Consider the following 12444-nt stretch of genomic DNA (forward strand, 5'->3'; position numbering starts at 1 on the left):
GGCGTGCGGCCGCCGGTGCCGCGGCCGCGGCACGGCGGGGCCGGGCCCCTGTCGGAGCGCCGGGGTGGGGTTGCGCCGTCGCCGGAGCGCCCCGGTGGGGTCCCGGAATCGCCGAAGCGCCCGGGTGCGGCCCCGGTGTCGCCGGATCGGCGCGACCGGGCGGACCGATCGGCCGGGCGCGGCGAGCACCGGCCGGCGTCGAACCCGGCCGGCGTACCGGCGTCGGGCGGTGGCAGGCGGCGCCTCCGCGAGCCCGCGGGTGGGGCCCTGCCCGGGCGCGACCCGTGGGACCTCGACCAGGCGGCGCTCCCCGACCTGGGGGCGCCGGAGCGCCCGGGCGGTCGGCGGCGCGCCGAGGACCGGCCCGACGCGCCGCGGGTTCCCCTCCAGCGGGAGGGTGAGCCTCGCGGGGCTGAGCAGCGCGAGGGTGAGCCTCGGGGAGGTGAGCCGCGGGCAGGTCACCCGCACAGGGGTGAGCGGCGCGCCGACGAGCGCTCCGCGTCCGGCGGCCGGGCCGCACCCCCGGCCCCCGCCGCCCCGCCCATCCCGGGCTCGGGCGCCCCGCGCGCCCGCCACCGGCGCGCCGACATCACCTGAACCCGCGGCGGCGCGCACCCAGGCCGTGCACGCCGACGTCACACCCCGGGGGCGGTGGCAGCCCGGCGCAGGGGGACGTAGGGTCTGCATCCGAACCCGCGGGAGCACTCACGATCCGAGGCTGAGAGGGCGGCAGGACCGGCCGTCGACCGTTCGCACCTGACCCGGTTAGCACCGGCGTAGGGAGGACCGTGTCGCGCATGTCCCCGTCCCGTGTCCCGTCGTCCGGGACCCCCCTCCGGCTCGCCGCCCTCGTCGTCGGGCTGGCCCTGCTCCTCGTCGGCTGCGGCGGCGCGGCCGGGCAGCAGGGCTCGCCGGAGACCGTCCGGATCGCCCTGGACTGGACCCCGAACACCAACCACAGCGGCCTGTACGTCGCGCAGCAGGAGGGCTGGTTCCGCGACGCGGGGCTCGACGTCCAGTTCCTCCCGTACAGCGACACCTCACCGGACACCCTGGTGGGCAACGGTGCCGCCGAGTTCGGGATCAGCTTCCAGGACTCGTTCACCTTCTCGAAGGGCGCCGGCGCCGACATCACCTCGGTGATGGCGATCCTGCAGCACTGGGCCACCGAGGTGGCGGTGAAGGCCGACCGCGCCGACATCACCTCGCCCAAGGACCTCGACGGCAAGACCTACGGCGGCTTCGGCGGTCCGGGCGAGGAACCGAAGATGCGCCAGGTCATCCGCGACGCCGGCGGGAAGGGCGAGTTCCGGACCGTCACCCTCGGGACCAGCGCGTACGAGGCGCTGTACGCGGGGCAGGTCGACTTCACCGAGCCCTTCGTCGCGTGGGAGGGCATCGAGGCCCAGCTGCGTGGCGAGCCGCTGAAGACCTTCAAGTACACCGACTACGGCTTCCCCGACGCCTACAACGTCCTGCTGATCGGCAACTCGACCTGGCTGCGGGAGCACCCGGACCAGGCCCGGAAGTTCGTGCAGGCCGCCCAGCGCGGCTACCAGCTCGCCGCCGACGACCCGGCCCGCGCCGCGAAGGACCTGCAGGACGCGAACCCCGGCGCCTTCACCGAGCCGGAGCTCGTGACCCGGAGCCAGGACATGCTCGCCGAGCACTACCTGAAGGACGACGCGGGCAGGGTCGGCACGCAGACCCTCGAGCGCTGGGAGGGCTTCTCCGGCTTCCTCGTCGACTCCGGCGCGGTGGTCGACGCGTCCGGGAAGCCCGTCACGACCCGCCCGGACTTCGCGACGTGGTTCACGGACGACTACCTGACCCCGGGCGGGGCCACGTCGTGACCCGCGCCGACCACCGGGCTCCCGCGGAACCGACGCCCCCACCGCCCTCCCCGCCGAGATCCGCGAGCGGCGCGCCCGCGCGGCGGGCCGTGCGGGGCCGGGCGTCGCTGCTGCGCCGGACCGCGCCGCCGGTCCTGGTGGTGCTCCTGCTGCTCGGGGTGTGGCAGTGGGCCGTCACCGCCTTCGCCGTCCGGCCCCAGGTGCTGCCCTCGCCGCTGCGCGTGCTCGAGCAGGGGTGGGCCTTCCGGGACGTGCTGTGGGCCAACACCCTGCCGACGCTGCAGGTCACCGCGGTCGGGTTCGTCGTGTCGCTGGCGCTGGGCTGGGTGCTGGCCGTCGTCGTCGACTTCTCGCCGTGGCTGCGCCGGGCCCTCGTCCCGCTGCTGGTCGCCTCCCAGACGCTGCCGATCATCGCCATCGCCCCCTTGATGATCATCTGGTTCGGCTTCGGCCTGCTGCCGAAGGTGCTGGTGATCGCGCTGGTGACCTTCTTCCCGATCGCCGTCGGGCTGATCGAGGGCTTCTCCCGGGCCGACCCCGAGGCGGCGAACCTGTTGCGCAGCATGGGTGGCGGGCGCTGGGCGGAGTTCCGGTACGTCCGGCTGCCGGGGGCGCTGCCGTCGTTCTTCACCGCGCTGCGCATCGCGATCACCTACGCGGTCACGGGGGCGATCTTCGCCGAGTACGTGGGCGCCCGGGCGGGGTTGGGGATCTACATGGCCCAGCAGAAGAACTCCTTCCGCACCGACCTGGTCCTCGCGGCCGTGGGGGTGACGGCGCTGGTCAGCGTCGCGCTGTTCGGGCTGACGTACCTGGTCGAGCGGGTCGTGGCGCCGTGGATCAGGGGAGCGCGACGGTGAAGATCACGGTCGACGGTCTCGAGCTGGCCTTCGGCGACCTGCCCGTGCTCGACGGGGTGTCGTTCGACGTCGCGCCCGGGGAGTTCGTCTCGATCCTCGGGCCCAGCGGGTGCGGCAAGAGCACGCTGTTCGGCGTCCTGGCCGGGCTGGTCGCGCCGGACCGCGGCCGCGTGCTGGTCGACGGCGCGCCCGCGGGCCGGGAGACCTTCGGCTACATGCCGCAGAAGGACCTGCTCTTCCCGTGGCGCACGGTGCTGGACAACACCACCCTCGGGCTCGAGGTCGCCGGGATGCGCCGGCGGGAGGCCCGGGAACGCGCCCGCGAGCTGTTCGGCCCCTTCGGCCTGGCCGGCTTCGAGAGGTCGCGGCCCGCCGAGCTGTCGGGCGGGATGCGGCAGCGGGCGGCGCTGCTGCGCACGGTGGTGCAGGACCGTGAGGTGCTGCTGCTCGACGAGCCCTTCGGCGCGCTGGACTCGCTCACGCGCACCGCGATGCAGGAGTGGCTGGAGGAGGTCCGCGGCCGGTTCGGCTGGACGGTCCTGCTCATCACCCACGACATCCGGGAGGCGGTGTTCCTCTCGGACCGGGTCCTGGTGCTCTCGCCGCGCCCGGCACGGGTCGCCCGCGTGGTCCGGGTCGACCTGCCCCGGCCGCGCGAGGTCGACGTCCTCACCGACCCGGCCTTCGCCGCCGCGGAGGCCGAGCTGCTCGACACCCTGCGCGGCGGGACGCGCCTCTAGGCTCGTCGCCGTGGACATCACGCCCGGGGCGCTCAAGCACGGCATCCCGGCCGACGCCATCCGGACGGTCGTGGCCGCCCCGTTGTGGCGGGTGCCCCAGGATCCCGGCCGGACGCTGTGCATCGGGGCGGACCGGGACCGCAACCTGCTGGAGGTCGTGGTCGAGCGCGGGTCGGCGGGGGAGCGGGTGGTGCACGCGATGCGGCTGCGGCCCAAGCACTACGGGCACCTCGACCCCGGCCACACCGGCTGAGGCTCCGCCCTCGGTTCCGTTCTCGCGGTGCGGGAAGTGCCGACTCGCGGGCGGGACCCCGGCCGCGGGGGGCGGCCGGGGTCCCGGAGGGGTCGGTGCGGAGTCCTTGCGGCACTCGCGCCGCGGATCAGGCGTGCAGGTCGAAGGAGTGGTCGATCGAGTGGTCGTCCGTCGGGTGGTTGTCGACGGCGTGGCTGTCGCTGACGGAGTGGTCGTCGGAGATGCGGGTGTCGGTGTCGAGGTCGTTGTGTCCGCTGTCGACGTGGCTGTCGTCGTGCGAGTCGGTGTGGTTGTCGTCGTGCGAGTCCGTGGACGTGTCGTTGTGGGCGTTGGTCTGGCTCGCGTTCCCGCCCTTGTCGGCCAGCGAGCCCGAGCCGAAGTTGGCCAGGTGGTCGTTGCTGTCGGTGAAGTTCCCGGTCGCGGGCCCCGTGCCGGAGAGCGCGCCGCCGTGGTCGGCGGTGGCGCCGGACTGGTTCACCGCGGAGCCCGAGCCGAAGGAGGCGGCGTTGTCGTCGCCGTCCACGACGTCGTTGCCCCAGCCGGCCACGGCGTGGTCGCCGGTCGCGACGGGCGCGCGGTTGTCCCCGCCGACCGCGACGGCGCCGTCGCCGGTCGCGGTGGTCTGGTGCAGGTCGATGCGCTGGTCGACGTCGCCGCCGTGGGTGTCGATGTCCTGGTGGAAGGACTGGTCCACGAAGGTCCGGCGGTCGTCGACGAAGGTGTTGGTGATGTAGGTCCTCAGGTAGTTCGCCGCCTCGGTGTGCGGGTCGTGCTCGTGGTCGTCGTCGTCGCCGTGGTGGTGGTGCACGGGCGGGGCCGGCGGCAGCTCGTGGTGGCCGTGCCCGTCCCAGTCGTGGTGCGGGTTGTCGGCGGCGAGGGTGACCGCGTCGTGGATGTCCTCGGCGGACAGGTCGGCGAGCCCGCACTCCTGCAGGTAGCCGCTCGGGTCGGCGAGGAACGCCTGCTGTGCGGCGGGGTCGCGAAGCAGGTTCATGAGCAGGTCGAGCAGCGTCGTGGTGGCCACGGTGGTCTCCCGGAGGTCGTCGCGTCTTCGTCGTGCACTGCCCTGGGGTGGGCGGCTCGGCGACGACGTTAGGAACGGGGCCTGCTCGGTGGATCGGGCGCGATCCCCCTTTCCGGCGGCGGCCGTGCGGGGACGGTGCGACAATTCCGACAACGGGGCGTCGGAACGCCGCAACGCCGCTTCCGAGCTGCGACGACGTCTTTTCTCGGCACCAATCGGGCGGCCGGGACCGAAAGGCGCGGAAAGGCCACGGGGCACTCTTTGCGCAGCTCTTTTACCACGGCATTGGCCGGGCCGGGGAAAGGAAGAGGTGAGCACGGGCGGACCTTGACCGCGCCTTGCCCGGAACCCCCGTTCCGAACCCCGATCGGGTGCGGGGGCTCAACCCGGGAGTTCCGCCAACGCCCCCACGGTGGGCACGCGGTGGTCCGGCGCCTGCACGTGCTCGGGGTAGCGGCGCCCGTCCCGGTCGATCCACGCGGTGCGCATCCCGGCCCGCGCCGCGCCGTGCAGGTCCCACGGGTGCACGGCGACCATCAGCAGCTCCCCGGGCTCCTTCCGGCACACCCGGGCCGCGAACGCGTAGGCGCCCGAGGCCGGCTTCCAGATCCCGGCGTCGTCGACCGAGAGGACGTACTCGAACTCCTCCCGGATCCCCGCCTCGCCGAGCAGCCGCTCGGCCACCGAGGCGGCCCCGTTGGACAGGGTGACCAGCCGCGAACCGGCGGCCCGGAGCCGGCGCACCCCCTCGGCGACGTCCGGGTGCAGCGGCAGCCCGAGGAACCCCCTGATCACATGGTCGGGTGCGTCCTCGTCGGAGGTGTAGGGCGCCAGCAGGTCCTGCGCGGTCTCCCGCGCCACCTCCGCGAACGGCCGGTAGTCCCCCGCGGCGGCCAGGGCGATCCCCTCCCGCAGCGTGCTCGCGAACCACAGGCTCGACAGGTGTTCCGGTGCCCCGAGCTCGGTGAACCGGTCCGTCAGGGGGCGCAGGTCGGAGAGGGTCTCGTTGACGTCGAAGACCACCGTCGCGGGAGCCATGCCGGCGATCGTGGCACCCCGGAGCCGGCCCCGCCGTGCTTCCGCCCACGACACCGGCGTCGATCACCTGGGAGCCACGTATGGTCTGCACCCGTGGACACGGGTGCGCACGAGGGACCGGCGGTCACCGTCGTCGGGATCGGGGCGGACGGCTGGTCCGGGCTCGCGGGCACGGCCCAGGAGACCCTCGCGGCGGCCGAGGTGGTCCTCGGCGGGCCCCGCCAGCTGGACCTGGTGGCGGGCAAGGTCGGGGCCGAGCTGGTGGCCTGGCCGTCGCCGCTGGTCCCGGCCCTGCCCGGGCTGCTGGAGAAGTACGCCGGGCGGCGCCTGTGCGCCCTCGCCTCCGGCGACCCGATGTTCTTCGGCCTCGGCGCGACGCTGGCCCGCACCGTCGGGCCCGAGCGGATGCACGTGATCGCGCACCCGTCGTCGGCCACCCTGGCCTGCGCCCGGCTGGGCTGGCCGAGCGAGGACGTCGAGGTGGTGAGCATCGTCGGGCGCCCGGTCGAGCGGCTGCGCCGGTGGGTGAGCCCGGGCCGCCGGATCCTGGTGCTCAGCGCCGGGGCCGCCTCGCCCGCCCTGGTCGCCGCCCAGCTCACGGCCGACGGCTTCGGCCCGAGCCGGCTCACGGTGCTGGAGCAGCTCGGCGGGCCGGGGGAGCGGCTGTACTCGGGGACCGCGCGGGACTGGCTGCACCCGGAGGGCGACGCGCTCAACGTCGTCGCCGTGGAGTGCGCCGCCGTGCCCGGCGTGCGCGTGCTCGGCGAGGTCCCCGGCCTGCCCGACGCGGCCTACGAGCACGACGGGCAGCTGACCAAGCGCGAGGTCCGCGCCGTCACCCTCGCCCACCTCGCCCCGCGCCCCGGCCAGACGCTCTGGGACGTCGGCGCCGGCGCCGGGAGCATCGCGATCGAGTGGATGCGCGCGCACCGGTCCTGCTGGGCGGTCGCCGTGGAGTCGCACCCCGAACGCGCGCAGCGCATCCGGCGCAACGCCGCGGCGCTCGGCGTGTCCGCCCTGCAGGTGGTGACCGGCCGCGCCCCCGCCGTGCTCGCCGAGCTCCCGCCGCCCGACGCCGTGTTCATCGGCGGCGGCCTCACCCGCGCCGGCGTGCTGGAGGCCTGTGTGGAGGCCCTGCCCCCGGGCGGGCGGCTGGTGGCCAACGGCGTGACCGTGGAGTCCGAGACCGCCCTCGCCGCCGCCCGCGAGCGGTTCGGCGGCACCCTGGTGCGGCTGCAGGTCGCCCGCGCCGAACCCGTGGGCGGGTTCCTCGGCTGGAAGCCCGCGATGCCCGTCACGATCTGGAGCTGCGACGTATGACCGTGCACTTCATCGGCGCCGGGCCCGGCGCCGTCGACCTGTTGACGATCCGCGCCCGCGACCTCGTCGCGGCCTCGCCGGTGTGTCTGTACGCGGGCTCGCTCGTGCCACCGGAGATGCTGGAGCTCTGCCCGCCCGGCGCCCGGACGGTGGACACCGCGCTGATGACGCTGGCGGAGATCGTCGACGAGATGGTCCGGGCGCACGAGCACGGCCTCGACGTCGCCCGGCTGGCCTCCGGCGACCCGTCGGTCTTCTCGGCGATGGCCGAGCAGATGCGCCGGCTCGACGCGGCCGGCGTGCCCTACGACGTCACGCCCGGGGTGCCCGCCTACGCGGCCGCGGCGGCCACGCTCAAGCGCGAGCTGACGGTCCCGACGGTCGCCCAGACCGTCACGCTGACGCGCATCGCTGCCCGCGCGACGCCGATGCCCGACGGGGAGTCCCTGGAGGCGCTCGGCACCGCGGGCGGCACGCTGGTGCTGCACCTGGCCGTGCACCGGATCGACGAGGTGGTGAAGGAACTGGCGCCCTCGTACGGCGCCGACTGCCCCGCCGCCGTGGTCGCCTACGCCAGCCGCGAGCACGAGATCGTGCTGCGCGGGCGCCTCGACGACATCGCCCACGCCGTGCACGAGGCCGGGATCCGGCGCACCGCGGTGATCATCGTGGGGCCCGCGCTCGCCGCCGAGCACTTCCCGGACAGCCACCTGTACTCGGACACCAGGTGCCGCGCCGGGTCCTGATCCTGGGCGGGACGTCGGACGGCCGGGCACTGGCGGAGCTCCTGCACCCCGCGAGTCGGCGGTGCGGCGCGACCGGGTGTGCGATCTCGGTCGTCTCCTCCCTGGCGGGGCGGGTCCGCTCACCCCGGCTGCCGCCCGGCGAGGTGCGGATCGGCGGGTTCGGCGGGGTCGCCGGGCTGGTCGCGTACCTGCGGGACGAGGCGGTGACGCACGTCGTCGACGCCACGCACCCCTTCGCCGCCGGGATGACGGCGAACGCCGCGGCGGCGTGCGCCCGGGCCGACGTGCCACTCACGATCCTGCGCCGCCCGGGCTGGACCGAACGGCCGGGGGACCGGTGGCACCGCGTGGCGTCCCTGGCCGAGGCGGCGGGGCTGCTGCCACGGCTGGGGGCGCGGGTGTTCCTGACGACCGGGCGGCAGGACCTGGCGGCGTTCGCCGACCTGGACCTGTGGTTCCTCGTACGGTCGGTCGACCCGCCCGACCCCCCGGTGCCGCGGCGGATGCGGTCGCTCCTGGCCCGCGGCCCCTTCACCGTCGAGGGCGAGACGGCGCTCCTGCGCGAGCAGGCGATCGACGTGCTGGTGACCAAGGACTCGGGCGGCGCGGACACCGCGGCCAAGCTGGAGGCCGCCCGCGCCGTGGGCGTCCCGGTGGTGATGGTCGACCGGCCCCCGCTCCCGCCCGGGGTGCCGGTGGTGGCCACCCCCGAGGAGGCCGCGGCCCGCCTCTGACCCCGCGAGTCGGCACTTCCGGGTCACCGAGTCGCCCATCCGGGTCGACCGGGATCGCACACTCGGTCGCCCGGAAGTGCCGACTCGCGGTCAGGTGCCGTAGTGGCGGGGGGTGAACACGGTCGGGCGGCCGCCGCGGACCACGACCCGGGTGGTCGACGAGCCGACGATGACCAGCGTGCGCATGTCGACCTGCTCGGGATCGAGCTCGCCGAGCGTGGTGACGGTCAGGCGCTCGCCGGCCCCGCCGACGTCGCGCCCGAGCACGACCGGGGTGTCCGGCTTGCGGTGCTCCAGCAGGACGTCCCGGGCCGCCCCGACCTGCCAGGGCCGGGCCTTGGAACGCGGGTTGTAGATCGCGATCGCCAGGTCGGCCTGCGCGGCGTGCACGAGCCGGTCGACGACCGTCTCCCACGGCTTGAGCCGGTCCGACAGCGAGATCATCGCGTAGTCGTGGCCGAGCGGGGCGCCGACCGCGGCGGCGACGGCCTGCGCGGCGGTGAGCCCGGGCAGCACGCGCACCGGCACGTCGAGGTACTTCGCCTCGGACGCCACCTCGAGCACGGCGGTGGCCATCGCGAACACGCCCGGGTCGCCCGCGCTGACCACGGCGACGGTGCGGCCCGACGCGGCCAGGTCCAGCGCGTGCGCGGCCCGTTCGGCCTCGACCCGGTTGTCGCTGGCGTGGCGGGTCTGGCGCGGGTTCGGCGGTACCCGGTCCAGGTAGGGGCCGTAGCCGACGAGGTCGTCGGCCGCGGCGAGGGCGGCCGCGACCTGCGGGGTCAGCCAGTCCCGCCCCGCCGGCCCGGTCCCGACGACGACGACCTCGCCACGCCCGGCGACCCGCTCCTCGGGCAGGGTCTCGGTCTCGGTCTCGGTCTCCGCCCGCTGTTCCGCCCTGAGGTCGGCGGGGTCGGGGATGCTGGCCGCGACCTCGCCGGGCAGCACCGCGAGGGAGAAGTAGGGCACCGACCCCGGGTCGATGTCGGCCAGGGCGCCGGTGCGTTGCCCGTCCATCGTGGCCCGCTCGACGAAGGCGGCCCGGTCGAGCTTGCCGGCGTCGGCGAAGGCCTCGCGGACGGTGGTGAAGGTGCGGCCCAGCTTCATGACGGCCGCGGAGTCGGTGGTGCGCAGGCGCTCGGCGAGCACCTCGCGGGGCAGCGTGCCCGGCAGGATCGTGAGGATCTCGTCGCGTTCGACGAGCGGCTGCCCGAGCGCGGCCGCGGCGGCGCTCACCGAGGTCACCCCGGGCACGACCTCGGCGCGGAACCGGCCGGCGAGGCGCTTGTGCATGTGCATGTAGGAGCCGTAGAAGAGCGGGTCGCCCTCGGCGAGCAGCACCACGTCGCGGCCCGCCGCCAGGTGCGCGGCCAGGCGCCCGGCGGCCTCGGCGTAGAACTCGTCGATCGCGCCCTGGTAGCCACCGGGGTGGTCGACGGTCTCGGTGGTGACCGGGTAGACCAGCGGCTCCTCGATCTGGTCGCCGCGCAGGTGCGGCTCGGCGATCCGGCGCGCGATCGAGCGGCCGTGCCGGGCGGAGTGGTAGGCGATCACGTCCGCGGCGCCGACGAGCCGCGCGGCCTTGAGCGTGACGAGGTCGGGGTCGCCGGGGCCGAGCCCGACCCCGTAGAGGGTCCCGGGCCGAACCGAGGAGTCGCGGGCGGGCTCGCTCATGCCTGGCTCTCCTGCTCTGTCACGATCTCTTGATCGTTCGCGAGGGCGTTCAGGGCCGCCGCCGTGATCGCGGAGCCGCCGCGCCGGCCGTGGACCACGAGGTACTCGAGGTCGGCGCGGGCGGCGAGGGCCGCCTTGGACTCCGCGGCGCCGATGAACCCGACGGGGATGCCGAGGACCGCGGCCGGGCGGGGCGCGCCGGCGTCGATCATGTCGAGGAGGTGGAACAGCGCGGTCGGCGCGTTGCCGATGGCGACCACGGCGCCGTCGAGCCGGTCGCGCCAGAGCTCCATCGCGGCGGCCGACCGCGTGTTGCCGATCCGCTCGGCGATGCCGGGGACCTCGGGCTCGCGCAGGGTGCAGACGACCTCGTTGTCCTTCGGCAGCCGCGCCCGGGTCACGCCGGAGGCGACCATCATCGCGTCGCAGAGGATGGGTGCGCCGTCCTGCAGGGCCTTGCGCGCGGCCGTCACCGCGCCGGGGGAGAAGCCGACGTCGCGGGTGAGGTCGACCTGCCCGCACGCGTGGATCATCCGGACGACGACGTACGCGACGTCGGGCGGGAAGGCCGACAGGTCGGCCTCGGCCCGGATCGTGGCGAAGCTCCGCCGGTAGATCTCGGCGCCGTCGCGGAGGTAGTCGCTGGTCATGCGGGGGTGTCTCCTGCGGGGGTCAGGGTCAGGGCGGTGGAGAGGTCGGGGACGGCCCGGTCCCGCACGGCGTAGGTGCCGTCGGGCAGGGCGACGACGTCGAGGTGCGCCTCGTGCGGCGCCCCGCAGCGCCGCTCGCAGCCGACGACGTGGGTGCGGGGCAGGGGTCCGCTGCCGTGGGCCAGCACGGCGCGGACGTCGGCGCGGACGTCGGCGTGCGACTTCGCGCAGCCCGGCCGGCCGGCACAGGCGCTCAGCGCGAGGGCGGGTGCGTCGCCGGTGAGCACGAACCCGTGGGCGCGCAGGCGTTGCCGGGCGTCGGGCGCGGGATCGGGCAGCACGAGGGTGCGCCAGGGCGTCACGATCGTCTCGGGTGCGGCGGCGGCCAGCCCGCCCAGCTGCGCCGCCGAGATCTCGCCCAGCACGGGGGCGACGCCGAGGGCCTCGCCGCCGTCGTCACGGGGGATCGGGCCGACCGGAACCGTCGACTCGCGCTGCCGGAACTGCCGACTCGCGGTGCCGGAACCGCCGACTCGCGGTGCCGGATCTCCCGACTCGCGGGGGAGGAGGGCGGCGGCGATGCGGGCGGGGGCGTCGGGGACCTCGGCGGCACGCCAGGCACCGGCGCAACCGGCCCGCGCCTCCTCGCGGAGCGTGAGAAACACCTCAGCGGCGGCGACGAGCAGGGCGGGCGCGTCGGCCGGGGCGCAGGCCACCGCCGTCGGTGCCCCCGCGACCTGCAGGAACCCGCGGTCCGGCGCCTCCGCGACCCAGCACAGGTCCGGCCGCTCGGCCGCGACGTCACCTCTCCCGTCGTCGAGGGCGAACAGGAACCGGCCGGGCAGGGCGGCGAGCGCGGGGCGGGCGCAGAGCGCCTCGTCGAGGGCGCGGGCCAGACCCCGGACGTCCGCCCGTCCGCCGGTCAGCCCGGACAGCGGCGAGGTCAGGACGTTGCGCACCCGCTCGTGCGACGGCGCCGGGACCAGGCCCGCCGCGGCGAGCCGCGAGACGAGCCGCGGGTCCTCCCGGTCCAGGCCCCTGAGCTGCAGGTTCCCGCGCGAGGTGAGGTGCACCGCGCCGTCGCCGAGCTCCTCGGCGCACGCCGCGAGCACCCGCAGCTGGGCCGCGGTGACCACCCCGCCCGGCAGGCGGACGCGGGCCAGCGCGCCGTCGGCCGCGTCGTGCGGCGCGAGCACGCCGGGGCAGGCGTCGGCGCGCGAGCGTGCGGCCGCTGGAGGGGTGGGCACGGCGGCCCGGGCCGGGGGCGGGTGGGGCACAGCAGGCACTGTAAACAGGAACCGGCCGGCTTGACGCGGAGTGATCCCGTTGCGGAGAGTGGCCCGAGACAACCGCATACGGCGAGCGGGACCCAGGAAGACCGGTGCGAGTCCGGCGCGGTCCCGCCACTGTCACCGGGGAGCAGACCCCGCACGGACGGCCACGGGGCGACCTGGAAGGCCGGGGCGAGCGCGGATCCGGGAGCCAGGACACTGACCCGCCCGCCGCGCACCAGCCACCGACCCGGGACGCGGATCCCGCAGGAGAGGACCAC

The 12444-nt window shown here is 75.7% G+C and carries 12 protein-coding genes and 1 riboswitch; of the genes, 7 read left to right on the forward strand and 5 right to left on the reverse strand.

The genetic code is table 11. From position 1 onward, the window contains the following. Positions 1-797 precede the first annotated feature (797 nt). The 4 genes from ACFQH9_RS30705 (at position 798) to ACFQH9_RS30720 (ending at position 3706) form a co-directional block, all read left to right on the forward strand. Positions 798-1853 carry an ABC transporter substrate-binding protein gene (locus ACFQH9_RS30705; RefSeq protein WP_379571712.1) on the forward strand — a complete coding sequence of 352 codons (1056 nt, stop codon included), beginning with the start codon at positions 798-800 and terminating at the stop codon, positions 1851-1853. An 89-nt stretch (positions 1854-1942) separates the two neighbouring features. After that, positions 1943-2713, forward strand: coding sequence for an ABC transporter permease (locus ACFQH9_RS30710; RefSeq protein WP_379571714.1), 771 nt, complete (start codon positions 1943-1945; stop codon positions 2711-2713). Beyond that, the gene (locus ACFQH9_RS30715) at positions 2710-3453 is read left to right on the forward strand and encodes an ABC transporter ATP-binding protein (RefSeq protein WP_379571716.1); all 744 of its coding nucleotides are present in this window, start codon (positions 2710-2712) and stop codon (positions 3451-3453) included. The genes ACFQH9_RS30710 and ACFQH9_RS30715 overlap by 4 nt, the downstream gene beginning before the upstream one ends. Before the next feature lie 10 nt (positions 3454-3463). Then, positions 3464-3706: a hypothetical protein gene (locus tag ACFQH9_RS30720; RefSeq protein ID WP_379571718.1), complete on the forward strand. Its 243-nt coding sequence runs from the start codon at positions 3464-3466 to the stop codon at positions 3704-3706. A 127-nt stretch (positions 3707-3833) separates the two neighbouring features. Here the strand turns inward: ACFQH9_RS30720 and ACFQH9_RS30725 are convergent, their stop codons facing one another. Both ACFQH9_RS30725 and ACFQH9_RS30730 read right to left on the reverse strand, forming a co-directional pair. Next, entirely contained in the window at positions 3834-4730 is an 897-nt protein-coding gene (locus tag ACFQH9_RS30725) for an IniB N-terminal domain-containing protein (protein ID WP_379571720.1), read from the reverse strand. Positions 4731-5111: 381 nt separating this feature from the next. Next, a complete protein-coding gene (locus tag ACFQH9_RS30730) occupies positions 5112-5768 on the reverse strand; it encodes a haloacid dehalogenase type II (RefSeq protein WP_379571722.1) in 657 nt (218 codons plus the stop codon). Positions 5769-5861: 93 nt separating this feature from the next. Between ACFQH9_RS30730 and cbiE the strand changes: the two genes are divergently transcribed. The 3 genes from cbiE to ACFQH9_RS30745 are packed head-to-tail and all read left to right on the forward strand — an operon-like array spanning position 5862 to position 8568. After that, positions 5862-7088 (forward strand): precorrin-6y C5,15-methyltransferase (decarboxylating) subunit CbiE, encoded by a 1227-nt coding sequence (cbiE, locus tag ACFQH9_RS30735; RefSeq protein ID WP_379571724.1) that lies wholly within the window; start codon positions 5862-5864, stop codon positions 7086-7088. After that, positions 7085-7834: a precorrin-4 C(11)-methyltransferase gene (gene cobM / locus ACFQH9_RS30740; RefSeq protein ID WP_379571726.1), complete on the forward strand. Its 750-nt coding sequence runs from the start codon at positions 7085-7087 to the stop codon at positions 7832-7834. Before cbiE ends, cobM begins: the two co-directional genes overlap by 4 nt. Continuing rightward, positions 7816-8568 carry a cobalt-precorrin-6A reductase gene (locus ACFQH9_RS30745; RefSeq protein ID WP_379571728.1) on the forward strand — a complete coding sequence of 251 codons (753 nt, stop codon included), beginning with the start codon at positions 7816-7818 and terminating at the stop codon, positions 8566-8568. The genes cobM and ACFQH9_RS30745 overlap by 19 nt, the downstream gene beginning before the upstream one ends. 90 nt (positions 8569-8658) lie before the next feature. Here the strand turns inward: ACFQH9_RS30745 and cobJ are convergent, their stop codons facing one another. From cobJ to cobG, 3 genes are read right to left on the reverse strand one after another with little or no spacing between them, the layout of a single operon-like run. After that, a complete protein-coding gene (gene cobJ, locus ACFQH9_RS30750) occupies positions 8659-10242 on the reverse strand; it encodes a precorrin-3B C(17)-methyltransferase (protein WP_379571730.1) in 1584 nt (527 codons plus the stop codon). Continuing rightward, on the reverse strand, positions 10239-10892 hold the full coding sequence (locus tag ACFQH9_RS30755; protein ID WP_379571732.1) for a precorrin-8X methylmutase: 654 nt from the start codon (positions 10890-10892) through the stop codon (positions 10239-10241). The genes cobJ and ACFQH9_RS30755 overlap by 4 nt, the downstream gene beginning before the upstream one ends. Further along, entirely contained in the window at positions 10889-12169 is a 1281-nt protein-coding gene (gene cobG / locus ACFQH9_RS30760; protein WP_379571734.1) for a precorrin-3B synthase, read from the reverse strand. Before cobG ends, ACFQH9_RS30755 begins: the two co-directional genes overlap by 4 nt. A 93-nt stretch (positions 12170-12262) precedes the next feature. Next, a riboswitch (cobalamin riboswitch) is annotated at positions 12263-12385 on the forward strand. Positions 12386-12444 lie beyond the last annotated feature (59 nt).

This window comes from Pseudonocardia lutea (genome assembly GCF_042658055.1).
Taxonomy (GTDB): Bacteria; Actinomycetota; Actinomycetes; order Mycobacteriales; family Pseudonocardiaceae; genus Pseudonocardia; species Pseudonocardia lutea.

What these genes read in the sequence shown, in the direction of transcription:
- ACFQH9_RS30705 (WP_379571712.1), top strand. Translation starts at nt 798, where the DNA reads ATGTCCCCGTCCCGTGTCCCGTCGTCCGGGACCCCCCTCCGGCTCGCC.
- ACFQH9_RS30730 (WP_379571722.1), bottom strand. Translation starts at nt 5,768, where the DNA reads ATGGCTCCCGCGACGGTGGTCTTCGACGTCAACGAGACCCTCTCCGAC.
- cobM (WP_379571726.1), top strand. Translation starts at nt 7,085, where the DNA reads ATGACCGTGCACTTCATCGGCGCCGGGCCCGGCGCCGTCGACCTGTTG.
- cobJ (WP_379571730.1), bottom strand. Translation starts at nt 10,242, where the DNA reads ATGAGCGAGCCCGCCCGCGACTCCTCGGTTCGGCCCGGGACCCTCTAC.
- ACFQH9_RS30755 (WP_379571732.1), bottom strand. Translation starts at nt 10,892, where the DNA reads ATGACCAGCGACTACCTCCGCGACGGCGCCGAGATCTACCGGCGGAGC.